Annotated in this window: 23 protein-coding genes; all 23 read left to right on the top strand. The window is 68.0% G+C overall.

All coding sequences use genetic code 11. The features are described 5' to 3' along the window. Positions 1 to 138: 138 nt before the first annotated feature. The 23 genes from Q5923_RS02685 to Q5923_RS02575 all read left to right on the top strand — a co-directional run bounded on the left by Q5923_RS02685 (position 139) and on the right by Q5923_RS02575 (position 23113). Positions 139 to 1383 (top strand): four-carbon acid sugar kinase family protein, encoded by a 1245-nt coding sequence (locus Q5923_RS02685; RefSeq protein ID WP_303131973.1) that lies wholly within the window; start codon positions 139 to 141, stop codon positions 1381 to 1383. A 3-nt stretch (positions 1384 to 1386) separates the two neighbouring features. After that, positions 1387 to 2547, top strand: a complete 1161-nt coding sequence (locus tag Q5923_RS02680) for an iron-containing alcohol dehydrogenase (RefSeq protein WP_303131971.1) — start codon at positions 1387 to 1389, stop codon at positions 2545 to 2547. A gap of 33 nt (positions 2548 to 2580) precedes the next feature. After that, a complete protein-coding gene (dapA, locus tag Q5923_RS02675; RefSeq protein WP_303131969.1) occupies positions 2581 to 3480 on the top strand; it encodes a 4-hydroxy-tetrahydrodipicolinate synthase in 900 nt (299 codons plus the stop codon). Positions 3481 to 3482: 2 nt separating this feature from the next. Then, a complete protein-coding gene (pdxA, locus tag Q5923_RS02670; RefSeq protein ID WP_303132013.1) occupies positions 3483 to 4553 on the top strand; it encodes a 4-hydroxythreonine-4-phosphate dehydrogenase PdxA in 1071 nt (356 codons plus the stop codon). Between the two features lie 102 nt (positions 4554 to 4655). Next, complete coding sequence (locus tag Q5923_RS02665; RefSeq protein ID WP_303131967.1) at positions 4656 to 5942, top strand: SLC13 family permease; 1287 nt, start codon at positions 4656 to 4658, stop codon at positions 5940 to 5942. A 105-nt stretch (positions 5943 to 6047) separates the two neighbouring features. Further along, the gene (locus tag Q5923_RS02660) at positions 6048 to 6494 is read left to right on the top strand and encodes a YhcH/YjgK/YiaL family protein (RefSeq protein WP_303131965.1); all 447 of its coding nucleotides are present in this window, start codon (positions 6048 to 6050) and stop codon (positions 6492 to 6494) included. A gap of 16 nt (positions 6495 to 6510) precedes the next feature. Next, entirely contained in the window at positions 6511 to 7674 is a 1164-nt protein-coding gene (locus Q5923_RS02655; RefSeq protein WP_303131964.1) for an exo-alpha-sialidase, read from the top strand. Between the two features lie 88 nt (positions 7675 to 7762). Beyond that, complete coding sequence (locus Q5923_RS02650; protein ID WP_303131963.1) at positions 7763 to 8245, top strand: YhcH/YjgK/YiaL family protein; 483 nt, start codon at positions 7763 to 7765, stop codon at positions 8243 to 8245. Between the two features lie 397 nt (positions 8246 to 8642). After that, entirely contained in the window at positions 8643 to 11318 is a 2676-nt protein-coding gene (locus Q5923_RS02645) for a cation-translocating P-type ATPase (protein WP_303131962.1), read from the top strand. Between the two features lie 3 nt (positions 11319 to 11321). Beyond that, complete coding sequence (locus Q5923_RS02640) at positions 11322 to 12524, top strand: ribosome small subunit-dependent GTPase A (RefSeq protein ID WP_303131961.1); 1203 nt, start codon at positions 11322 to 11324, stop codon at positions 12522 to 12524. Between the two features lie 169 nt (positions 12525 to 12693). Then, positions 12694 to 13551, top strand: coding sequence for an SAF domain-containing protein (locus tag Q5923_RS02635; protein ID WP_009279677.1), 858 nt, complete (start codon positions 12694 to 12696; stop codon positions 13549 to 13551). A gap of 8 nt (positions 13552 to 13559) precedes the next feature. Further along, on the top strand, positions 13560 to 15047 hold the full coding sequence (locus tag Q5923_RS02630) for a P-loop NTPase (protein WP_303131960.1): 1488 nt from the start codon (positions 13560 to 13562) through the stop codon (positions 15045 to 15047). Next, entirely contained in the window at positions 15047 to 16408 is a 1362-nt protein-coding gene (locus Q5923_RS02625) for a CpaF family protein (RefSeq protein ID WP_072499840.1), read from the top strand. Before Q5923_RS02630 ends, Q5923_RS02625 begins: the two co-directional genes overlap by 1 nt. Continuing rightward, on the top strand, positions 16381 to 17319 hold the full coding sequence (locus Q5923_RS02620; RefSeq protein WP_083558253.1) for a type II secretion system F family protein: 939 nt from the start codon (positions 16381 to 16383) through the stop codon (positions 17317 to 17319). Before Q5923_RS02625 ends, Q5923_RS02620 begins: the two co-directional genes overlap by 28 nt. Further along, positions 17319 to 17987, top strand: a complete 669-nt coding sequence (locus tag Q5923_RS02615) for a type II secretion system F family protein (RefSeq protein ID WP_072499841.1) — start codon at positions 17319 to 17321, stop codon at positions 17985 to 17987. Before Q5923_RS02620 ends, Q5923_RS02615 begins: the two co-directional genes overlap by 1 nt. A gap of 39 nt (positions 17988 to 18026) precedes the next feature. Next, positions 18027 to 18227, top strand: a complete 201-nt coding sequence (locus tag Q5923_RS02610; protein ID WP_009279672.1) for a Flp family type IVb pilin — start codon at positions 18027 to 18029, stop codon at positions 18225 to 18227. After that, entirely contained in the window at positions 18224 to 18799 is a 576-nt protein-coding gene (locus tag Q5923_RS02605) for a hypothetical protein (protein ID WP_129583148.1), read from the top strand. The genes Q5923_RS02610 and Q5923_RS02605 overlap by 4 nt, the downstream gene beginning before the upstream one ends. Before the next feature lie 88 nt (positions 18800 to 18887). Next, a complete protein-coding gene (locus Q5923_RS02600; RefSeq protein ID WP_156439405.1) occupies positions 18888 to 19082 on the top strand; it encodes a hypothetical protein in 195 nt (64 codons plus the stop codon). 22 nt (positions 19083 to 19104) lie between these two features. Further along, entirely contained in the window at positions 19105 to 19602 is a 498-nt protein-coding gene (locus Q5923_RS02595) for a TadE family protein (RefSeq protein WP_009279670.1), read from the top strand. Beyond that, complete coding sequence (locus tag Q5923_RS02590; protein ID WP_303131956.1) at positions 19574 to 21631, top strand: hypothetical protein; 2058 nt, start codon at positions 19574 to 19576, stop codon at positions 21629 to 21631. The genes Q5923_RS02595 and Q5923_RS02590 overlap by 29 nt, the downstream gene beginning before the upstream one ends. Beyond that, entirely contained in the window at positions 21628 to 22131 is a 504-nt protein-coding gene (locus Q5923_RS02585; RefSeq protein ID WP_303131954.1) for a hypothetical protein, read from the top strand. The genes Q5923_RS02590 and Q5923_RS02585 overlap by 4 nt, the downstream gene beginning before the upstream one ends. After that, positions 22132 to 22527, top strand: a complete 396-nt coding sequence (locus tag Q5923_RS02580) for a hypothetical protein (protein WP_368501938.1) — start codon at positions 22132 to 22134, stop codon at positions 22525 to 22527. Further along, the gene (locus Q5923_RS02575) at positions 22520 to 23113 is read left to right on the top strand and encodes an FHA domain-containing protein (RefSeq protein ID WP_303131952.1); all 594 of its coding nucleotides are present in this window, start codon (positions 22520 to 22522) and stop codon (positions 23111 to 23113) included. Before Q5923_RS02580 ends, Q5923_RS02575 begins: the two co-directional genes overlap by 8 nt. The last annotated feature ends 42 nt before the right edge of the window (positions 23114 to 23155 follow it).

Below are 23155 nucleotides of genomic sequence, written 5' to 3'. Positions count from 1 at the left end.
ACCTTTGGTCCGGCCATTATTGTTTCATATCTGGACACTATTGGTCTCGGGAGCTCCTTACCAGCCTCATGGCATGTGGGGAGAATGTGTGGCAACGAATTGCAATGCGAGCCCGCAAATTCGAACGGGAGGTGTGACGTGGCAAGGCTGCTCATCGTTTCCGACGACCTGACCGGCGCGTTTGACGCGAGCGTCCCCTTCGTGGGCATGGGCGTCGACGTGGTCGCCTCACCCTCCTCGACGCGCGTGGGCTCGCTCTTCGGCGAGGGCGACGGCGCCGTGCTCGCTGTGAACGCGGCCTCCCGGCACATGAGTCCGCTTGGTGCGTACCTCAGGGTCTCGAGCATCGTGGAGTCGGCCTGCGAGGCCGGCGTTCCCATCTTGCTGAAGAAGACGGACTCCGTCCTGCGCGGCAACGTCGGGGCGGAGCTCTCGGCCCTCTGGGAGTCCACGGGCAGGGGCTGCGTGCACTTCGTGCCCGCCTGGCCGGCCATGGGAAGGACGACCAGGGGCGGCATCCATCTCGTGGGCGACGTGCCGGTGAGCGAGTCCCACTTCGGGCGCGATCCCTTCGAGGCGGTCGTGAGCTCCCATGTGAGGGAGTTGCTCTCGGGCCAGTCGGATGCGCCCCTCCTCGAGGTCGCGGAGGACGAGCCTGTCCTCGCCGGCTTCAGAGGAATCGCTATATATGACGCCACGAGCGAGGGGGCACTGCAAGACCGCGCGCGCGAGCTCCTCTCGCTTGGGGAGGAGCGCCTCGCGCTTGCGGGATGTGCGGGCCTCTCGCATGCCCTGGCTTGCGAGCTTGCGGCTGCGTGCGCCCCCGCGCCCCTTCTTGACCTGGGTACCGAGCCACTCCTGGCCTTCTGCGGGAGCGTCAACCAAGTGACGGTCGGCCAATGTCGTCGCGCGCGCGAGGCGGGTGCCCCCAGCTTCGACCTCTCGGTTGCGCAGAAGCTCGACCCAGGCTGGGTCGAGGGTCCCGAGGGCAGGGACTTCGTCGCCGACGTCATGAGGAGCTGGACGGAGAGCCCCCTCACCGTGGTCGACGCCACCTCCCTCGACCGGGCGGACGCAGGCGAGGCGGCCTGCCAGAACCGCGATCGCATCAGCCAGAACCTGGGCCGCATCCTGGCGAGGGTCTGCCTCGGCCACCCCTCAGGCCAGGTGCTCGCCGTGGGAGGCGACGTGCTCCTCGCCCTCCTCGATGCCCTGGGGACGGAGAGGGTGCGCCTCCTGGGCGAGGTCGCCCGTGGCGTGGTCGCGTCGGAGCTGCACATGCGGGAGGGCGTCATTCACGTTTTGTCGAAGTCGGGCGGCTTTGGGGGAGAGGACCTCCTCCTCGAGCTCTCTGGGTCGCACGGCGTGGAAGGAAGGGTGTAGACGATGCTGGAAACGTACAACCTCAAGCTCCCGAAGGCGGTCTACAGCGGCGTCGACGCGCTGGGAAGGATCGGTGAGGTCCTGAAGGGCGCGGGCGCGACCAAGGTTGCCGCCTTCACCGACAAGGGCATCCGCAAGATCGGCCTCTTCGACCTGGTCGAGGAGCAGATCGAGGCGAGTGGCATCGAGTACCGGGTCTTCGATGACCTGCCGGCCGAGCCAAGCTACATGGCCGTCCAATCGGTGATCGACGAGTTCAAGTCCATGGGTGCCGACTTCATCGTCGCCTGCGGCGGCGGTTCGGTCATGGACGCGGCTAAGCTCGCCAGCGTGCTCGTCACCGACGAATACGGCGTCAAGGAGCTCCTGGACGACTCCGGACGCGCCCGCAAGTGCGTGCCCATCCTGGTGGTTCCCACCACGGCGGGCACCGGCGCCGAGTGCACCCCCAACGCCATCGTGGGCGTGCCCGAGCGTGAGCTCAAGATCGGCATCGTGAACGACAACCTGATCTGCGACTACGTGGTGCTCGACTCGCAGATGACCAAGAACCTCCCCCGCCCCATCGCCGCGGCGACGGGCGTGGACGCGCTCTGCCACTGCATCGAGTGCTTCACCTCCAACAAGGCCAACCCCTTCAGCGACACCTTCGCACTCGAGGGCCTGGACCTGATCATGAACAACATCGAGGCAGCCTGCGACGACCCGAGCGCCCTGGCCGAGAAGAACGCCATGCAGGGCGCGGCCTTCTATGGCGGCGTCGCGATCACCGCCTCCGGCACCACGGGCGTGCACGCGCTGAGCTATCCACTGGGCGGCAAGTACCACATCGCCCACGGCGTCTCCAACGCCATGCTGCTGGTCCCCGTGATGGAGTTCAACGAGCCCGTCTGCCGCAGCCGCTTCGCCGCGGCGTGGGACCGCGTGTACCACGGCGAGAGGCAGCTCGAGACGGAGGAGGAGAAGTCGAAGGCGCTCGTCGCCTGGATGGGCGACATCGTCCGTCACCTCGAGATTCCGACGAGCCTGCGCGAGTTCGACGTTCCCGCCGAGGACCTCGACGGCCTCGTGGCCGCGGGGATGCAGGTGACGCGCCTCCTGGTCAACAACATGCGCGAGATCACCGCCGACGACGCACGCGCCATCTATCAGAGGGTCATGTAGGACTTCCACAAGGTCAAGAGAGGGGAGCATGCCATGAGGGACGTGGACGTAAAGGGCATCATCGTTCCCATAGTCACGCCGTTCAACGAGGACGAGAGCGTGAACGTGGACGAGCTGCGCCGCCAGGTGGACCGCCAGATCGACGCGGGCATCCATGCCATCTTCTGCTTCGGCACCAACGGCGAGGGTTACATCCTGAACGGCGAGGACAAGCGCCTCGTGCTCAAGACCGTCATCGACCATGTCGCGGGACGCGTTCCCGTCTATGCGGGCACGGGCTGCATAAGCACGAGGGAGACCATCGAGCAATCCAAGATGGCCGCGGACCTCGGCGCCGACGTCCTCTCCGTCATCACGCCCTCCTTCGCGAAGGCGAGCCAAGCCGAGCTCGTCGCCCACTACGAGGCCGTCGCCGCCGCGGTGGACATGCCCATCGTGCTCTACAACATCCCCATGCGCACGGGCAACGCCCTTGAGCCCGCCACCGTGGCAAGGCTCTCCGAGGTCGACAACATCGTGGGCGCCAAGGACTCCTCGGGCGACTGGGACAACCTCAAGGCCTACATCGACCTCACCGCGGGCAAGGGCTTCTCCGTGCTCTCGGGCAACGACGCGCTGATCCTGCGCGCCCTCCAGCACGGGGCCACGGGCTCCATCGCGGGCTGTGCCAACGTGTACCCCAAGAACATGGTGGGGATCTACGAGAACTTCGTCTCCGGCGACCTCGACGCTGCCCAGGCCTGCCAGGACGCCGTGGCCAACCTGCGCAGCGTCTTCAAGTACGGCAACCCCAACACCGTCGTGAAGTTCGCGGTCAACCTGCTGGGCTATCCGGTTGGCAAGTGCCGCGCCCCCTTCAACCAGCTTTCCGACGAGGGCATGGGCGCCCTGAGGAAGGCCCTCGAAGAGGACCGCGCGAAGGGGGTGTGCTAGAGATGGCCCAGACCTACCTGCCCATCGTGGGCATAACCATGGGCGACCCCGCGGGCAACGGCCCCGAGATCACCGTCAAGGCGCTCTCTGACCCCTCCCTCTACGAGCGCTGCCGTCCCATCGTGGTGGGCGACGCCAAGATGCTCGAGCAGGCGAAGGGCTTCGTGAACCATCCCGAGATCGGGGTCAACCCCGTGCGCAGCGTGGGAGAGGCCAAGTTCGAGGCCGGCACCATAGACGTCTACCAGCTCGACCTCATCAGGGACGTCAGGGAGTTCAAGCTCGCCGAGGTCAGTGCCGAGGGCGGGAACGCCGCCTTCCAGAGCGTCAAGAGGGCTATAGAGCTCGCCATGGCGGGCGAGGTCGACGCCACCGTGACCAACGCGCTCAACAAGGAGGCCATGAACCTCGCACTGGCACCCCAAGGCATGCACTTCGACGGCCACACGGAGATCTACGCGACCTACACGGGCACCAAGAGGTACACCATGATGCTCGCCCACCACGACTTCCGCGTGGTGCACGTCTCCACCCACGTGAGCCTGCGCGAGGCCTGCGACCGCGTGAAGAAGGCCCGCGTCCTGGAGTGCATCGAGCTGGCCAACCAGGCCTGCCTCGACCTGGGCATCGAGAGGCCCCGCGTCGCCGTCGCCGGCCTCAACCCGCACTGCGGCGAGCACGGGCTCTTCGGCAGGGAGGAGATCGAAGAGATCGAGCCTGCCATCGAGGAGGCGAAGGCCAGGGGAATCGATGCCATCGGCCCCGTCCCGCCCGACACGGTCTTCTCCGAGATGAACGGCGGTTGGTACGACGTGACGGTCTGCATGTACCACGACCAGGGCCACATTCCCACTAAGGTCCTCGGCTTCGTGATCGACCGCGCGACCAACCAGTGGAAGGCCGTCGAGGGCGTCAACATCACGCTGGGCCTGCCCATCATCCGCACTTCCGTCGACCATGGCACCGGCTTCGCGCTCGTGGGCAAGGGGACGTCCAACGAGCTCAGCCTCGTGAACGCGATCGACTACGCCCTGCGCATGGCAGCGGGAAGGGAGGCCAAGGCAAGGGACTAGCCCCACGAGCGTCAAGAACCATCTGGTAGCGGGGCGGCCGGGAGGCCGGTCGCCTAGGGACTGCTGTCAAAAAGACGGCAGAAAACTGGAAAGGAGAGCAGAATGACTACCGCGATGATCCTTTCGCTCGTCGTTCTCGTCGCCATGATTCTCATGATCATGTTCGATGTGCTCCCGTTTGGTCTGCCGCCTATCGCGGCATGCATCCTCATCGTGCTGCTCGGCCTGGGCGACGTGAGCTACGCCTTCGCCGGCTTCACCAATTCGACGGTGTGGATGCTGGCCTTCTTCATGGTCATTCTCGCGGCCATCCAGAAGACCTCGCTCATCCTCAAGGTCAAGAGCACCATGGCCAGGCTCGTCGAGCGAGGTGGCTTCAAGAGCTACGTTCTGCTCCTCCTGGTTGTCATGCTGGGTGCCTCCATCGTCGGCATGGGCTCGACCGCCTTCTACGTACTGATTTTCTCGCTCGTCGTGACCATGCCTTACAACGAGAAGCTTCCTGGCTCCAAGTTGATGCTTCCGCTGGGCATCGCGTCGAACCACCCGCTCATCCCCATCAACGTGGCCCTGCAGTACGGCGTCGCCATCTCGGTCCTCTCCGCATCCGGCTTCGGCTCCGACAACCTGACCATGCTACAGTTCACAATCGTCTCGCTGTTCCTCTCCGCCGGCTTCCTCGTTTGGGCCATCATTGGATACAAGTTCCTGCCTTCCCACCCCGTGGCCGAGCCCACCGTCGAGAACGCCGCAGCTCTGGCCGACACTGGTGCCGAGCGGATGCCGGCCTGGAAGGAGCGGACGGTCATCATCGCCTTCGTCATCTCGATCGTCGCGATGATGATGGTGGACAGCATCGGTGCCCTCGCCTACATGATTCCCGGTGTCGCCGCCATCGTCATGGTACTCATAGGCGTACTCGACTTCACCGAGTGCCGTGACAACCTGTTCTCGCCCATCATCCTTATGACCGCCGGCGTCATTCCCGTGGCCAACTGCCTCGCCGACACGGGCCTCTCCACCCTCGTGGGCACCACCGTCGCCAACGCCCTCGGGACCAACATTCCCGCGTTTGCAGTCGTCTTCATCTTCGCCCTGCTTTGTTCCACTTTTGCCTGCTTCACCAGCTCGCAGGTCGGCACGGTCATGATTTTTGCGCCGCTGGCCATCGCCGTGTGCCAGGGCATGGGCATCAGCCCCATGGCCGCCGCCGTTGCCGTGACGCTCTCCGGCTGGGCCGGCCACTACATGCCCATCGACGGCCTGCCAGCAATGGCGTTCGGCATGGGCAAGTACACGATGGCGGAGTTCTGGAAGTTCACCATCCCGCAGTACTTCGTCCGTCTGGTCTTCCTCACCGCCGGTGCACTGATAGTCTTCCCTGCCTAGGTTCCAATCCAGTGCCACCCCTCAGCAGCTCCGAGGGGTGGCTCCGTCTGGGCTGCGGCGCTCCGGCGTCGCCAGCCACCACAGAAGCAAAGAGGGGGAACTTCCATGATCGTTGACGACTTCAAGAACATCCGCAGCTATGCGAGCCTGCTTCCCCAGCTCGAGAATGGGCTGGAGGCCATTCGGGACGCTGCCTCCCTGGAGGTCGGGCGCTACGAGTTCGAGGGCGGCCACTTCATGATCCAGGAGGGCGACACCAAACCGCTGGGCGAGGGCACCTTCGAGGCGCACCGCCACTTCATCGACGTCCAGATTCTGCTGGACGGCGAGGAGGAGATCGCCTGGCAGGAGCTGGCCGACCTCACCACCGCGATTCCCTATGACGAGAAGAGCGACAAGGAGCGCTTCGATGGCAGGCGCGACCACCACATGCTGGTGAGCGAGGGCATGTTTTGGGCAGCGTTCCCGCGCGACGGTCACAAGGCCATCTCGCACGTCGACGCTCCCCACCACTACCGCAAGATCGTCATGAAGTTGCCGGTCAGCGCCTAGCGCGAGGAGGGGTCCCATGGCAATCAAGACGCTCGAGAGGCTCACGCCTGACGGACAGGTCTACTACGACAGCGAGATGCAGATCACGGAGGCCTTCGTTAACCCCGGCCCCTGGACCACCGCTCACGGCCCTGGCCTGGTCGAGACCCCCAGGGGCACCATCCTCTGCTGCTGGTTCGCCGGCACCTACGAGGGTGACACCGACATCAACGTCGTGATCTCGCGCCTCGAGAAGGGCTCCGACAAGTGGGGCGAGCCCACGTACGTATCCCATGACGACGACCGCAGCGACCAGAACCCCTCGCTCTTCCTTGCTCCCAACGGCGAGATCTGGTGCATGTACACCTCCCAGCTGGGTCGTCAGCCCGGCAAGGACAACATGCAGTACACCGCCGTGGTAAAGCGCCAGGTCTCCGTCGACGACGGCCTGACCTGGAGCGAGCCCGAGGTCGTCTTCCCGGAGGAGGGCACCTTCTCCCGCCAGCCCATCCAGGTCCTCTCCAACGGCCGTTGGGTCTATGGCAACTGGCTGTGCACCGACTCCGCCTCCGGCCTTGCCGGCGACCCCTCCGCCTTCCAGATCTCTGACGACGAGGGAAGGAGCTGGCGCCAGGTCATGGTCCCCAATTCCGCAGGCCGCGTGCATCCCACCGTCGTGGAGCTCGAGGACGGACACCTCGTGTGCCTGATGCGCTCCCGTGAGGCGGACTGGATCTATCGCAGCGAGTCGACGGACTTCGGTGACAGCTGGACCGAGCCCGTTCCCACCCCGCTGCCCAACAACAACTCCGGCATCTGCGCCGTGAAGCTCGCGAGCGGCCGCGTCGCCGTGGCCTACAACCACTCCAGCGCGCCCCAGTCCTACGGCCAGAAGGGCGCCTGGCCGGGCCTGCGCTGCCCCGTCTCCATCGCGCTTTCCGAGGACGGCTGCAAGACCTTCCCGCTGATCCGCCACATCGAGCGCGGCCAGGGCTACGTGGGCGACGAGAACCGCTCCAACAACATGCAGTACGAGTACCCCTGCATCATGCAGGCCGCCGACGGCATGCTGCACCTTGCGTACGCGTACGAGACCCGCAAGGGCGTGAAGTGGGTCACCCTGAGCGAGGCCGACGTCATGGGAGAGAAGCGCGGCGGCGGCACCTACAACCCCACCTCCGGCGAGGTGGGCGCCCACTAGCCCAAGCGGCTGGCACGGAACCGGTCCTGACGAGATGGCGTGGGCGTCGCCGAGGAGTGGCGCCCGCACCGAGGTGGAGGAGAGGGACATGATCTATGACGGCATGGCTGGCGTCGAGCGCTACGGTGGCCTCTACAGAGGCTTTGACGTGCTCATCGACTGGTTGGGGAAGAACGACTACCGTGCCCTCGAGGCAGGCAGGCACGAGATCCTGGGTGACAGGGTCTTCGCGCTGGCGCAGGACGCCACCACGCGCAGGCGTGGGGACGCGCATTACGAGGCGCACCGTCGCTACATGGACCTCCAGGTGGACGTCGAGGGTCACGAGGCGTTTCTCGTGACCCCGGGAGCGACGGAGCCCCTCTCGCCTTACGACGAGGGGGTGGACAAGCAGTACCTCGATGTGGCGGTGGGAAACGATGACGAGTTCGGCGGGGAGCTGGGCCACGGGCGCTTCGTCCTCTTCGTGGTGGGGGAGCCGCACATGCCCAACCTGGCCCCGGCGGGCATGGAGTCCGGCCCCATACGGAAGGTCTGCTTCAAGATCCTCGCGGACGAGTTCTGGGACTAGGACGAGTGGGTGGGGGCACGGCGCCGGGGCGTGGCTCCCATGCCGCACGTCCTGCCGCGAGAGGGGTGCCCGCACGTCCTGCCGCGAGAGGGGTGCCCGCACGTTCTGCCGCGAGAGGGGCGATGTGGGTGCTTCACCTGCCACTTGGGGCAAGAAGTGGGTGGTTCCGGGTGCTTTTCGCCGAGAAAACCACCCACATCGAGCTTTCCGTGGAACGGTGACGTTCCCGTGGTACGGCGAGTGCCCTCTCGCATGTACAATGTCTTGCTTATAAGGTGCCTGGCACGGCAACCTTGGTGAGCCCTTGCCCCTCCTGGGGAATTATGATCGGGCATCAATCTGCCAGGTGCGTCGCCGTGGCGGCAGGGGGCCGCCACCAGACCCAGGGGGGATAGCAGTGAGAGAGTATCTGGTTCCCGCGCAGGACGTGCTCAAGGAGTGCGGCGCGGACGAGGAGCAGGGGCTCGGTGTCGGCAGGGCCGCCGAGCTCCTGGAGCAGAACGGGCCCAACAGGCTCAAGGAGGCCGAGAAGGACCCGCTGTGGAAGCGCTTCTTCCAGCAGATGGCCGACCCCATGGTCATCATGCTCATCATCGCGGCCGTCATCTCGGCCCTGACGGGCATCGTCCAGGGCGAGGCCGACTTCGCCGACGTGATCATCATCATGTTCGTCGTCGTGCTGAACTCGGTGCTGGGCGTGGTCCAGGAGGCCAAGAGCGAGGAGGCGCTTGCCGCCCTGCAGGAGATGGCAGCCGCCACCAGCAAGGTCGTCCGCGACGGCAAGGTCGTCAGCGTGCCGAGCTCCGAGCTGGTCGTGGGTGACATCGTGATCCTCGAGGCGGGCGACTCCGTCCCGGCGGATTGCCGCATCCTCGAGAGCGCCTCCATGAAGATCGAGGAGGCGGCCCTCACGGGCGAGTCCGTGCCGGCCACCAAGCACGCCGAGGTCATCTCCCTCGAGGAGGGCGCCGACGACGTGCCCCTGGGCGACCGCAAGAACATGTGCTACATGGGCTCCACCGTCGTCTTCGGCCGCGGCCGCGCCGTCGTGGTCGCCTGTGGCATGGATACCGAGATGGGCAAGATCGCCGACGCCCTGGCCCAGGCCGAGGAGGGGCAGACGCCCCTGCAGGTCAAGCTCGACGAGCTCTCGCGGGCCCTCACCATCCTGGTCGTCGCCATCTCGGCCATCGTCTTCCTGACCGGCTTCGTGAAGCACGGCCTGGGCTTCATCTCTGACCTCGGCCTGGTGCTCAACACCTTCATGATCGCCGTGTCCCTGGCCGTCGCCGCCATCCCCGAGGGCCTGGTCGCCGTCGTGACCATCGTCCTCTCGATGGGCGTCACCAAGATGAGCGAGAAGAACGCCATCATCCGCAAGCTCAGCGCCGTCGAGACCCTGGGCTGCACCCAGATCATCTGCTCGGACAAGACGGGCACTCTGACCCAGAACAAGATGACCGTGGTCGAGCACGCGACCGAGGACCTTACGGCCCACGTGCGCACCATGGCGCTGGCCTCCGACGCCAAGTGGGACGACGCCGCTGGCGTGGCGACCGGCGAGCCCACCGAGGCCGCCCTCGTCGCAGACGCCGCCAAGGAGGGTTACACCACCGCCAAGCTGGCCCAGAGCCGCCCGCGCGTGGGAGAGGCGCCCTTCGACTCCGGCCGCAAGATGATGTCGGTGGTGGTCAAAGACCACGACGGCTACGAGCAGCACACCAAGGGCGGCCCGGACGTGGTCTTGGCCCGCTGCACCCGCTATATGAGCGAGGACGGCGTCGTGCCCATGACCGACGAACTGCGCGCCCGGATTATGGAGCAGAACAAGGCCATGGCCGACCGCGCGCTGCGCGTCATGGCCTCGGCGCGGCGCGACTGGGGCAAGGAGATGCCCGAGTCCTTCGAGCCCGGCTTCCTCGAGCAGGACCTCACCTTCGTCGGGCTCTCCGGCATGATCGACCCCGTCCGCCCCGAGGTGAAGGCGGCCATCGAGGAGGCCCACTCCGCCGGCATCCGCGTGGTCATGATCACGGGCGACCACATCGACACGGCCGTGGCCATCGCCCGCGAGCTGGGCATCATCGAGAGCCGCGAGCAGGCGATCACCGGTGCCGAGCTCGACCGCATCTCGGACGAGGACCTCGCCGACGAGGTGGAGCGCTTCGGCGTCTACGCCCGCGTCCAGCCCGAGCACAAGGTGCGCATCGTCGACGCCTGGAAGAAGAAGGACAAGGTCGTCGCCATGACCGGTGACGGCGTCAACGACGCCCCCTCCATCAAGAAGGCCGACATCGGCGTGGGCATGGGCATCACCGGCACCGACGTCACCAAGAACGTCGCCGACATGGTCCTGGCAGACGACAACTTCGCGACCATCATCAACGCCTGCGAAGAGGGTCGCCGGATCTACGACAACATCCGCAAGTGCATCCAGTTCCTCCTGAGCTCCAACCTGGCCGAGGTCATCACGGTGTTCGTCGCGTCGCTCATGGGCTTCACCCTGCTCGAGCCCACGCACCTGCTCTGGATCAACCTCATCACCGACTCCCTGCCCGCTCTCGCCATGGCGACCGAGGGTGCCGAGCCAAACATCATGGAGCGCCAGCCCCGCGACTCGAAGGACGGCATCTTCTCCAACGGGATGGGCCTCGACACCATCGTCCAGGGCACCATCATCGCCGTGCTGACGCTCGGCGCCTACTTCATCGGCCTGGCGACGGAGGGCGTATCCCTGGCCGACGTGGTCGCGGGCAACGGCAGCGGGCTCGAGGGCATGACCATGGCCTTCCTTACGCTCTCGATGGTCGAGATGTTCCACTCGCTCAACATGCGCAGCCGCCGCGAGTCCGTCTTCACCCTCAAGAAGCAGAACTTCTGGCTCTGGGGCGCCTTCGTCGTGGCCCTGCTCCTGACCTTCGTGGTGATCGAGACGCCGCTCTCCGAGGCCTTCGACTTCGCCGAGCTGGACCTCGTCCACTACGCCATCTCGATAGGCCTCGCCGCGCTGATCATCCCGATCGTCGAGCTGGAGAAGGCCATCATGCGCCGCGTCGACAAGGCGAAAGCCTAAGCGTTGGGTCGTCGCAACGACAGAGGCAGGCGTGCCAAGAGGGGCGTCGGCGGGGGCATGGGGCTCCCGTCGGGGCCCCTCTCCCTTGCCGACCTGCCCGACTTCTCCGAGCTGCGCGCAAGCGGACGCCAGGAGGCCGCCTTTGCTGGAATCATGGCCAGGGAGGGGACTGCGGGCGGCCGCGAGGGGGAGGGCGAGCTGAGCCTGGGCTGCGTGGTGCGCCTGGACCGGGGCTTCCCCGTCGTTCTCTGCCGGGAGGGGGCGTTCAGGGCGGAGTTCGCCGTGGCGCTCTCGAAGGCCGGCCGCGTGGATGCCAGCAAGGGGCGCGCCGCGGTGGGCGACTGGGTGGCCCTGCGACGCCCGCCCGCCCATGACATGGGCATAATCCAGGAGGTCCTCCCGCGCGAGAGCGACATCGCCCGCTGGCGCGGTGGCTCTCGGGGCGAGCGCCAGACCCTTGCGGCCAACGTCGACGTCGTCCTCGTCGTGCAGGCCCTGGGGGAGACGCCCGTCCCCTGCGACCGCATCGTGCGCTCTGCCGTGATCGCCTGCGACTGCGGCTGCCGGGTGGCCGTGGTCCTCACCAAGGCGGACAGGGCTGGGTCGTCGCTCCTCTCCCGCGACGTCGGCTCCATCCGCGCGGTCCTGGGCGAAGACGTGCCGGTCTGCGCCAGCTGCTCCGTGGAGCCCGCGACGGGAGGTCGCCCGGGCCTGGAGGCGGCCGCCCTCGCGGCAGGGGCGAGCTGGGGCCTGGGTGGCGTCCTGGAGCTGGTGCCCCGTGGTTCCGTCGCCATCGTCCTGGGCGAGTCCGGGGCGGGCAAGTCGACCCTCCTCAACTCCCTCCTCGGGCACGACTCGCTCGAGACGGGGAGCGTGCGGGCCTCCGATGACGCGGGGCGCCACACCACGGTCGCCCGACGCATGGTGAGCGTCCCCGGAGGAGGGGTGGTCGTGGACGAGCCGGGACTCAGGAGCCTGCCCCTGGTGGGGCACGAAAGGGGCCTTGCTCTGGTCTTCCCCGACCTCGCCGACGCGGCTCGCGACTGCCGCTTCCGCGATTGCACGCACACGCACGAGCCCGGCTGCGCCGTGAGGGCGCTTCTCGAGTCTGGTGCCGTTCGCCGCCCCAAATACGACGCCTACGTCGCCCTCGCGGGCGAGATGCGCTCCTCCCTGGGCGTCCTGGATCCAGACGTGGTCCTCTGACTTTTCTACAAACGCCTGCTCAGACCATAGATGCGCGCAGCTGCCTGCTAGCTATGCGCCAGCTTCGTGCCAGCCCGATTTCCAAGGACGCGAGCGGACCCCTCCTCTGGCGTGACAATTTCCTCACGGGCGAAGTTGCCCTGGGGAAGTCGTCTGGGGAGGGGTTCGCATGTCGCTGAGGTTCAGGGTCGTCTTCGCCTCCGCCTGCGCGGTCCTGGCACTTCTCCTCTGCCACGTCTACGTGCAGGGCGTGCGCGAGGAGGCCGACCGCGCGCGTTCCGACGCCATCGCGCGCTACGGCGGGGAGATCGTGGGGCTGGTGGTGGCGGGGGAGGGCCTGGAGCCTGGGCAGGTTGTTGGCCAGGCGGACGTGGCCGTGCGCGACTGGGCGGCCGCGCTCGCGCCGGAGGGTGCCGCGACCCGGCTGGAGGACGTCGTGGGGCGTGAGGTGAGCGTTCCGGTGGCACGCAACGCCCCGGTTACGGAGCTTGCGTTCAGGAACGCGTCTGACTCGGCCCAGGTTCCCGCGGGACACGTCGGCCTCTCCCTTCCCATCACCGACAAGCTGGGCATCTCGCGCAACGTCGCCGTGGGCTCCCAGGTCATCGCCTATCGCGTGGGCGACACGGGGTCGGAGCTTCTCGCCCGTGACATGCAGGTCATCTCCTCCCCAGGCACCTCTCCCATCGCCGGCTCGGGTCAGTTGGGCCTGGCCGTGCTTCCCGAGGACGTGTCGGCGGTCCTCTCGTCCAGCGCGAAGGGCGACCTGAGGCTGGTGCTCCCCGCGGAGGACGTCCGGGACGGCGAGGGGGCCGAGACGGCCAAGGCCCCGGAGGAGCTCGAGGATCCCGCCGACTCCCCGGCTGTCGAGGGGGTGCGGGCTGGCGGTGAGGAGAAACCGTCCAAGCCAGGTCAGGCGGGTGCCGACAAGGACGGGTCGGACGGGAAGGACGGTGCTGCGGGCCAGGCGAAGGGGGCCGCCCCGGAAGGGTCTGGCCCGGGTCGGGAGAAGGACAGGAAGGGTTAGGTGCGGGCATGAGCGAGCTTTGGTTGGGATGCACGTCACGTGGCAGCAGGGCGGAGGTTGCCCGTGCCCTCAGGTCGGTCGAGCCCTTCGCGGTCCTCTCGTTCGCCGATGACGCGACCGAGATGCGGAGTCGCTTCCGGGAGGAGGAGCCCCAGAGCGTCGGTGCCATCGTGGGGCTGACGGGAAGGGGAGTGTCTGACGTCAACCTCGCCGCGGCGCTGGCCCAAGACGGCCTTGCGAGCGAGGTGGTCCTGGTGGGCAGGCAGGTCTCCGGGTCATTGCGCTCGCGTGCGTCCCGGGCGGGCATCGACCGGGTCATCGACCTGGACGAGCTTGGCACGTCGTCTGGCCGTCCCGGGGGCTCATCAACGTCCAGCGCGAGGGGTCGCGCGGCGGGGTCCCTGGGGCGGCAGGCAGAGGGAGGCCATCCGCTCGGCGCTGGGGATGCGTGCACGTGCGACAACCGTCCTGCGCATGGAGACGCAACGGGCCTTGGCGGGCCCATGGGAGGCTCCGTCCCCGAGTCGGGGCGCGCCGACGGCGTGCCGTCGGGACGCTCGCCCACGCATCGGGAGGGGGTCGGCGCAGCTGGCGGCCGGGGGCAGGGCGAGACGGGCCTGCCTGCCCGTGGCGTGCCCGCGGAGGGAGGCGTTGGGCTACCGGCCGGGGAGCGCGCGCCGGTCCTCGCCTTCGCCTCGGGCAGGGGTGGCGTGGGGAAGACCTCGCTCGTCGCCTCCGCCGCGGCGGTCATGTCGTCCTGGGGGCTGCGTGTCGCCCTGGTCGACCTCGACCTCGGCTGCGGTGACCTGCACACGCGCTTCGGCGTGGGACATCCCGTGGACCTCGCCCGGTTGGCGGGGGAGGTCCCGCCCACGCCCGAGCAGATGGGCCGCGGCTGCGCCCGCTGCATGGACGAGGTGTACCTCTGGGGCCCCTGCGAGCGCCCCGAGACGGCGGAGCTCGTGTCGCCTCTGGTGAGGCCCCTGATCTCGTACCTGAGCTCACGCTTCGACGTGGTGCTGGTGGATGGCCCCGCGGGCTTGAGCGACGCTGCGGCACAGGCGGTGCAGCTTGCCGACCGCCTGGTCTTGGTGCACGACGACCGGCAGGGCGGCCTTGCGGCACTGGGCAGGACGAGCGCCTTGGCCGTGAGGCTGGGCGTCGCCCGCACCCGCATCGTGCGCGTCAGGAACATGGACGACCTGCGAGGGGACGAGGAGGTCGACTTCGCGCGGATCGAGCCCGGGCTCGAGGGCGCACGGCTCTTCAGGGTGCCTGACGGCGGGGAGGAGGCCGAGGAGCTCTTTGCCGCCGGGGAGACCGAGAGGCTCCTCTCGTCCCGCTCGGAGTTCTCTGAGGCGGTCTCGTACCTCATGGCCCAGCTGCTGGCCGAGCTGGGGGCGCTTCCCGACGGGGAGGAGACCAGGCATGCCCTGGAGCTCAAGCCGGGAAGGAGGCGTCGCGGCCTCTTCGGGCTCAGGAGGGAGGTGGGCTGATGTCCGTCCTGCAGATGGTGCGCGAGCAGGAGGCCGCACTCGTCTCGCCCGCCTCCGTACGGGAGGAGCCGCCGCAAGGGGGACTTCGCGGCACTCGCGAGCTCATGGACCTGAAGGAGCGCCTCAAGCGGGAGCTGGTCCGCAGGCTGGGACTCGAGGTGGTGGCGTCCATGGCATCGTCCGCGGACTCCACGCGTGCCAGGGGCGAGCTTTCCGTGGCGTGCCAGGCGATCCTGCGCTCGGGCGACTTCTCCACCCTGGGTCCCCACGAGCGGGGCGAGCTCGAGGGCTGGGTCCTGGACGACATATGCGGGCTGGGTCCCCTCCAGCCGCTCCTCGACGATGACAGCGTGACGGAGGTGATGGTGAACGGCAGGGAGGGCCTCTTCTTCGAGCGGGAGGGGAGGATTCATCCCGCGCGTGCCGTGTTCGACTCGGACGAGCAGATTCTCATGGTGGTGGACCGCATACTGGCTCCCCTGGGCAGACGCTTCGACCGCAACTGTCCCATCGTGAACGCGCGACTCGCCAACGGGGACCGCGTGAACGCCGTGTCGCCCCCCATCGCGATCGACGGGCCCATGGTGACCATCAGGAAGTTCTCCAACCGGATTAGCACGCTTGGGCGCCTCGTCGAGCTGGGGTCGCTGCCCGACTGGTATGCCCAGCTCCTCAGCTGGGCGGTGAGGTTGCGCCAGGACGTCGCCGTGGCGGGAGGAACCGGATCGGGCAAGACGACCCTCCTCAACGCCCTCTCGTGCGAGATACCGCCATCCGAGAGGATCGTGACCATCGAGGACTCCGCAGAGCTCAAGTTCGACTCCCATCCCAACGTGGTCAGGCTCGAGGCACGCACCGCATCCATCGAGGGCTCGGGCGAGATAAGCATCCGCGACCTGGTGAAGAACGCCCTGCGCATGAGGCCCGACCGCATCGTGGTGGGCGAGGTGCGCGGCGAGGAGGCCATCGACATGCTCCAGGCCATGAACACGGGGCACGACGGGTCTCTGACGACCCTGCATGCGGGCACGGCGCAGGAGGCGGTGTTGCGCCTGGTGCTCATGGCGCGCTTCGGGATGGACCTGCCCACCGACATCATCGAGGAGCAGATAGCGACTGCCCTTGACTTCCTGGTCATGTCGCAGAGGCTGCCGGACGGCAGGCGCGTCATCGCCTCGCTCAACGCGGTCACGCGGGAGGGGTCCGGCGGCGTGCGCCTGGAGGAGGCGGTCCGCTTCGACGAGGCGTCGCGCTGCTGGAGCTTTGGCTTCGAGCCTGCGTTCGTGGGCCGGGGCCTGGAGGAGGGGGTCTTGGACGAGGGGGAGGTGGCGCTTTGGAGGCGGCGTATGTCCTTGGCCTAGGTGGCTGCGCGTGGCTTGGGAGCTTCGCGCTCGTGGGAGGCGGGCTGCCTCGTGCGCGTGCGGAGGGCTGGAGGACCCGACGGCTCAGGCGCCTTGCCGGAGTCGCGGCCGAGCGCCTGGCCACCCTCCCCCTGGTCCACCTCCTGGCCGGGAGGGATGACTGGGGCCTTGCCGCAGACGAGTTTGGCGGCCTCGTGGCCCAAGGTGGTCTTGTGACCTCTCGCGAGGGGTCCTGCGCGCTGCTTCTCACGGGCGGCTTCCTGGCAGGCGTCGTCCTCGCCCTCCTCTTTGGCACCTGGCTGGCGCTGCCCCTGGCTGCGCTCTTGCTTGCCGTGGGCGTCCCCCTCTTGGCGCAATCGACGCGGAGGAGGAGGGAGAGGGAGCTCGCGCAGGCCATGCCGGGGGTGTTCCGCACCCTCGCCATGGCCCTGGCTTCGGGCGAGACGCTCTCCCAGGCCATTGACTACCTGGGGTCGAACAGCCCCGACGTCGTGGCACCGGCCTTCGCTCGCGTCTCGCTGAGGCTGCGCTGCGGCATCTCGGTCGAGGGGTCGATGGACGCGCTCCGCGAGGAGCTCGAGGCTCCCGGCGTGGGCCTTCTCGCCACGGCCCTCACCATCTCGCAACGCACGGGCAGCCCGCTGAGGGAGCTCTTCGAGCATGCGGCGCAGATGGTCGAGCGCCAAGGGGAGTTCCAGAGGCTGCTCGCGGTCAAGACCGCCCAGGTAAGGCTCTCCGCCCGCGTGGTGTGCGCGTTGCCGGCGATTCTCATCGGGGTGCTCTCGCTCGTGTCTCCCGACTTCCGGTCGGGGCTCGCCACGCTCTTCGGGGCAGGCTGCGTGCTGGTCGCCGCAGGGATGGACGCCCTCGCGCTGCTCATCATCCGACGCCTGATGAGAGGGGTGCTCTGATGGCTGGAATCGCCCTGCACGGCGCGGTGGCACTCCTCGCCTTCGTGGCCTGCCTTCTGCTCCTGGGGCCACCGCATGCCGGTCGCAGGGGGAGGGGGGCGGCCCGTGCGCCCTCTGCCCGTGGGCCGGCGCTCGTTGCGAATCGACTGCTGGAAGTCGTGGAGGGCTATGGACCCGTGGCGAGGGCGAGGGTACAGGCGGGCAGCTCGAGGGTGCGGATGGGCTGCCTCCGCGAGATGCCCTCGATGCTCGATGTGGTGACCTTGGGACTGCTCTCCGGGCTCTCGTTCGATGCGTCGCTCGAGCTCTACTGCCAACGTTACGAGGGCCGGCTTGCGGGCGCGCTCTCGTCCGCCCTCACCTCCTGGCGCATGGGCGTCAGCTCGCGCGAGGCGGCCCTGAGGGCGATGGCGGACGAGCTGGGGGTCGATGCTCTGGGAAGCTTTGCCCAGACGGTCGCCCAGGCCCTCGCCTTCGGCTCGCCTTTGGCCGACGCCCTCGAGGGGCAGGCTCAGGCGATCAGGGACGAGCAGCGCTCGCAGGTGGAGGAGGAGATCGAGCGGGTCCCGGTGAAGATGCTCGTCCCCTTGGGGACCCTCATCGTCCCGGCGATGCTCCTGGCGATACTGGGGCCGCTCCTCGGCTCCTCGCTCGTGTTGGGTCATTAGCTGCGCCCCAGTCGGGGGCAGGGAAGAAAGGTGGAAGAGATGCAGGGACTTGGCGTGTGGGTTGCTGGCTTGGCGGTTCGGGCCCGCGAGCTCGTCGCAAGCGAGGACGGGCAGGGGACGACCGAATACGCGATCCTCGTCGGCGTCCTGGTGGTCATAGCCATTGTGGCCATCGTCGCTTTTCGCGGGAAGGTACAGGAGCTCTGGACGGCCATCTCGGACGGCATCAACTCGCTGTGACGAGGAAGTCCCACCTGCGCCGCACGGGCAGGACGGTCCTGGTGGCGTCCTGCCTCCTCGCGGCAGCCGTCATCGTGGGGGTCCCACGGCTCTTGGAAAGGGGAGGTGTCCCGGGCGACGCCGTCCTGCGACAGGTGGGAGGGCACGGTGAGGGTGATGCCGAGGGCACTCGTCGTGGCGGTGACGGGTCGCCCGCGCCTCCGAGTGGCATGTGGCCGGATGGCAAGGCCGAACCAGGTATGTCCGTCGGGAGCGGGGGCGGCGACGGGGGCCAAGTGGGCCAGGGGAATGCCGACGTCCCTCGGGAGGGAGGGAGCCATGTCCTGGTCCATGGCTCCCGTGACGTGCCCGACTTGGCCGGGGAGCTGCTCGGGAGGTATCGCGAAGGGGGTGGTTGCGTGCTCGTCAGCGCGGGTTATGCCGACCTTTTGGGAAGGGTCTGGGTTTGCGTCGTGCAGGGCGATGGTTGGGTGGACGTGTGCGAGGTCTCTGCGGCGCCTGGCGGTGGGTGCAGGGAGGCGGTCACACGGCTGAGGGCGGACGAGTGGGGGGAGGGGGTCGATGCGTTGTGAGGCTCGGCTTTTCGGGGGCCGTGTTCGTTCTGCCCGGTCCGCCCGCTCGACGTTCAGGGGGACGGGGGCTTGCGCCAAGGCTCTTCTGTTGGGCACGTGTGGCCAGTCGACGGTGGAATACCTGCTCGTCACCCTGGCGTTCCTTGTCCCCACGCTCGTCCTCGCGGCCGTCTGGAGACAAGCGAGCGGCGGCGGGCTCATGCGCGGAGCCCTCGACGCGGCCTCCCACGGCTTCGGCGCGGGAGGGCTCGTCGCGGCACTCCAGGACGTCCTCCTCTATTGAGGAGCCGGGAGGGAGGGGCGCCTTGGATGGTGTCACGGCCGGCTTCGTCCCCGTCGTCCCGTACTCGGCCTCTGGGCAGGCGACCGTCGAGGCGGCGGTCCTGCTGCCCTCCCTGATGCTCATCCTGGCCATCCTGCTGGAGCCCGCCTGCCTTGGCTACTCGCTGGTGGTCATGCGGTCGGCGGCCGCGGAGACGGCCCGCGTGGCGCTCACCAACCATGGGTCCGACCTCGACGGGTGCAAGGCCTTCGCGCTGCGCAGGCTCGCCGCGGTGCCCGACGTTCCCCTCTTTCACGTGGGAGGGGAGGAGGGCTGGGAGGTTAGCGTGTCGAGCTCCGGCGGCCGGGTCGAGGTGGGCCTGCGCGGCCATGCGAGGCCGCTTCCCCTCCTCGGGGCGGCGATGGCGCTTGCGGGCAGGAGCGACGGACGGGGAGTGGTGCTCGAGGCAAGGGCAAGCGAGGGGCTGAGGCCATCGTGGTTGGGAGGGAGCTATGCGAGTTGGCAGACCATCTGGGACTAGGGGAGAGGAGCTGCCGAGCCCTCTCGCCATCTTCGTGCGGGACGACGGCGGCTATACCACGGTGGCGGTGGCCGTTGCGCTCCTCGTGAGCCTCTCCCTCGTGTTCTCCCTCGCCACCCTCGAGTGGGCCTCCTCCCGCTCTGCCGACGTGCAGGCGGTGGCCGACGCCTCGGCGCTCGCCGGGTCAAACGTGGTGGCGGCGTATTCGACCGTCGCCCAGGTGGTGGACGCCTGCGTCCTGAGCATGGGGCTCCTGGGCTCCGTCATCTGCGCCTCCGCGCTCGTCATAGCCGCCATACCTCCGCTCCAGGCGATGTCGACGGGGGTGTTTGCTGCGGGAAGGAAGGTGCTCGACGCGAGGCGCGGCTTTGCGCGCAGCGCCTCGGAGGGCCTCTCTCGCCTGGAGGCGGCCCTCCCCGCCCTGGTCATGGCGAACTCCGCGTCCTGCGTGTCCGCCAACTCCAAGGGTGACGTGCGCTACGTGGGGCTCGCCGTCCCCTTTCCCCAAAAGAGCGAGTCCGACTTCTCCGGGCTCGACGACGGGCTGGACGCCGAGGAGATGGAGGAGGATGCCAGGAGGCTCGCCGAGGCGTCCGCTCGGAAACAGGCCGCCCACGAGCGTGCCGAGGCGGCAAAGGAGAGGGCCTGGCGAGCGGACAACGTGGACGACCCCTATTGCCTGAGAAGTCGGGCCGAGCGGCTTGCGGGCCTGTCCGGAGGGCAGAACCCGTCCTATCCGGAGCCCTCGTCATGGCGCTTCGACTTCGCGCGGCTCCGCAGCGCTAACTACTACTTGACCCGTTGGTCGGCAGAGGGCGAGACGGGCTCGGACGCGGACGAGCTCCAGAGGTCCTGTGCGCGCAAGGCCTTCTTTCGCTACGCCTACGAGCGGACATCGGAGGCGCATTGTGACGAGTCGGAGGAGGGCTGCTCGATCGACCTGCCCGAACTCCCCCATACCACGGCGGGGGTCAGGGAGACGACCCTGTACACCGACGTCGTCTGGCCGTGCACCATCGAGGATGGCGTGAGGACGCTGCACTGCTCGCTCGACTGCCCCGGTGCCCGGGGTCCCTATGCGGGCCTTGCGAGCCTCGCGGACATCGACGAGGGGTCTGCCGCCGTCTGCCCCGACTGTCGCATGGACGCGGTGGCCATGGGCAACGTGGCGGACGCGTCCACCAACATATCGAACGGCTACGAGCACTACTGGAGAATCGTCGTGGAGGCCTCGCGCGAGTACCAGGTGGCAAGGGACGAGGAGGTCCAGGCAGAACGGGAGATGCAAGAGATTGCGGAGCGTGCGGACGGCGCGTTCGAGCGCGCCATGAAGCTGCTCTCGGTGGGGAGGCCGAGGCTCTGCCCTCCCGGCGCCTACGGATGCATGGCCGTGGTGTCTCGCCCGGACCTCACCCCCGTGCCGGCGGGGATCTCGCACTTCTCCTCCGAGGGAGAGCTCCCCCGTGGCGCCGCCGTCTCTGCCGCCACCCTTGCCCCGGACGAGGGGACCGACGGGCACAACGTCCTCTCGAGCGTGTTCGAGGGCGTCACCCGTTCGGACGGGGGCCTGGTGCTCGACCTCGTGGGTGGCATCATGGGCATCTGGGGCAGGCTGCTCGTCTCGTATGGCTCGTCCTACGAGAGCGTCTCGGGGGTCGCGGATGACGTGCTGGACGGCATAGGGGGCGTGTTCGGCGAGAGGGTCGCGTCGTGGCTGCGCAAGAAGATCTCTGCGACGGTGACGTCTGCGGGCTTCGAGCCAGCGGACATGAGGCTGCGAAAGCCCGTCTTGGTGAACAGCCAGCAGGTCTTGGACCGGGCAGGGCTCGAGAGGGTCGGCAAGGTGAGGGAGCTGGTGCAGGCCCTGCCGATGGAACCCAGGGAGCTCTTGGGCCGCTGTGCGCAGATGGTCTCCGACGAGCTTGGGGACAAGACCTTCACGGTTGCCGAACTGCCCGTTCCCGGCATGGAGGGCACCACCATCCCCCTGACCATAGACCTGGCCACGATTTTGGGGGCGCTGACATGAGGGTGGCATGGACATGGGCCGGGGCGAGCGACGCCGGAGTGTCGCGAGGCGAGGCGGGGCAGATGGTCGTCGAGCTCGCGGTGCTGCTTCCCATTGTGATCGCGGTGGCCCTCGTCGCATTCAACATGGTCCGCTTCCTGCAAGCCTGTGCGGCCTTCGACAGGGTCGCGCCCGACTGCGTCATCGCGCACGGGGTGAGTCCCGCGAGGGAGCAGGACGTAGCGTCTGCCTGCGCGCAGGTGAGGGCGGCGATCGAGGACGGGCTCCCGGTATCTGGCTGTGAGGTGGCGGTCAGCTCGGGGGACCTAGGTCCTGCGCCAAGGGGGAAGGGGGTGTCGTTTCCCGTCTCGCCCCTCCTCACCACGTTCACCTGCACCCTCTCGTACCGTCCCTGGCCGAGCTCCTTCTCGATGGCCGGGATCGACCTGAGGGTCCCTGCGTTCCTGCGGCACGAACGCTCCATCACCGTCGACCGCTTCAGGCCTGGGGTGGTGGTGTAGGTGAGGGGGATGGTAGGGCGCATGGTGGGGGCACGACTCGCGGATGGGACGACACTGGGCCGATTCGAGCTCAGGGAGCGCTTCTGTGAACGGGCACGGGGGCTCTTGGGAACGGGGCCTGACGCCATGCCCATCGTGATCATGCCCTGCCACTCGATCCACTGCGTGGGCATGCGCTACGCGATAGACGTCGCGTTCTTGGACGGGGGAGGGAGGGTCCTCCTCGTCCGGAGGGCCCTGCGCGCCGGGACGATTCTGTGCTGCCACGGTGCCGCGGCCGTGCTGGAGAGGCCTGCGGGCTCGAGGCCATGGCCTCTCGAGGGCAGTCATGTCGAGCTGTTCGATTTGTCGGGAGGGGAATCCCGACCCAAGAGGAAGGTATCTGAGCATGGATGAGTACGGAACCACTTCCTTGGCGCTGGAACCACCCGTCCAGCCCGAAGGCCAGGGCGAGACGACCAAGCGCTGTCCCCGCTGTGGCATGGAGCTCTTCTCGGACATGGACGTCTGCTACGGTTGCCTCTTCGACTTCTCCCGTGCGGGCTCGTCAGGTCCGGACCTGCCCCCACAGGACGACCTGGACGAGCCTCGGGGCTGGGACGAGGGGATGCCACCCTTCGAGCTCGAGGAGAATGGCAGGACGCTCGAGCTGTCCGGCATGCCCATGGGTGCCAGGACCAGCGGGATCCCGTCGGTGTGGGTCAGGGGCAGCGAGCTCGAGGTAGTGGTGCCCATCCCCGAGGATGGCCTCAACGTGGGGCGCTTGCCCTCGAACGACGTGGTGCTGCATTCTGCCGCGGCCTCGCGTCGTCATCTGCGGGTGTCCCTCGTGTCGGGGGGCGCCGTGGTCGAGGACCAGGGTTCGACGAACCCCGCCATGTTGCGTGGGCGCGCGGTGGACGACCTCGCCCGCATGCAGGTCGGCGACACCTTGGACGTGTGTGGGACGCTCCTCACGCTCGTTGGGCCCGTTCCCTCATGAGCGACGGCGATGGGTGGCGCATTCCGCTTTGGTATCCTCTTA

Source organism: uncultured Olsenella sp., from assembly GCF_959602185.1.
Lineage (GTDB): Bacteria > Actinomycetota > Coriobacteriia > Coriobacteriales > Atopobiaceae > Olsenella_I > Olsenella_I phocaeensis.
This window is presented reverse-complemented; position numbering and strand designations above follow the sequence as displayed.

Coding starts and splice junctions, on each gene's coding strand:
- Q5923_RS02680 (WP_303131971.1), top strand. CDS start 1,387: ATGCTGGAAACGTACAACCTCAAGCTCCCGAAGGCGGTCTACAGCGGC.
- dapA (WP_303131969.1), top strand. CDS start 2,581: ATGAGGGACGTGGACGTAAAGGGCATCATCGTTCCCATAGTCACGCCG.
- pdxA (WP_303132013.1), top strand. CDS start 3,483: ATGGCCCAGACCTACCTGCCCATCGTGGGCATAACCATGGGCGACCCC.
- Q5923_RS02665 (WP_303131967.1), top strand. CDS start 4,656: ATGACTACCGCGATGATCCTTTCGCTCGTCGTTCTCGTCGCCATGATT.
- Q5923_RS02660 (WP_303131965.1), top strand. CDS start 6,048: ATGATCGTTGACGACTTCAAGAACATCCGCAGCTATGCGAGCCTGCTT.
- Q5923_RS02655 (WP_303131964.1), top strand. CDS start 6,511: ATGGCAATCAAGACGCTCGAGAGGCTCACGCCTGACGGACAGGTCTAC.
- Q5923_RS02650 (WP_303131963.1), top strand. CDS start 7,763: ATGATCTATGACGGCATGGCTGGCGTCGAGCGCTACGGTGGCCTCTAC.
- Q5923_RS02635 (WP_009279677.1), top strand. CDS start 12,694: ATGTCGCTGAGGTTCAGGGTCGTCTTCGCCTCCGCCTGCGCGGTCCTG.
- Q5923_RS02630 (WP_303131960.1), top strand. CDS start 13,560: ATGAGCGAGCTTTGGTTGGGATGCACGTCACGTGGCAGCAGGGCGGAG.
- Q5923_RS02625 (WP_072499840.1), top strand. CDS start 15,047: ATGTCCGTCCTGCAGATGGTGCGCGAGCAGGAGGCCGCACTCGTCTCG.
- Q5923_RS02615 (WP_072499841.1), top strand. CDS start 17,319: ATGGCTGGAATCGCCCTGCACGGCGCGGTGGCACTCCTCGCCTTCGTG.
- Q5923_RS02610 (WP_009279672.1), top strand. CDS start 18,027: ATGCAGGGACTTGGCGTGTGGGTTGCTGGCTTGGCGGTTCGGGCCCGC.
- Q5923_RS02590 (WP_303131956.1), top strand. CDS start 19,574: ATGCGAGTTGGCAGACCATCTGGGACTAGGGGAGAGGAGCTGCCGAGC.
- Q5923_RS02585 (WP_303131954.1), top strand. CDS start 21,628: ATGAGGGTGGCATGGACATGGGCCGGGGCGAGCGACGCCGGAGTGTCG.
- Q5923_RS02575 (WP_303131952.1), top strand. CDS start 22,520: ATGGATGAGTACGGAACCACTTCCTTGGCGCTGGAACCACCCGTCCAG.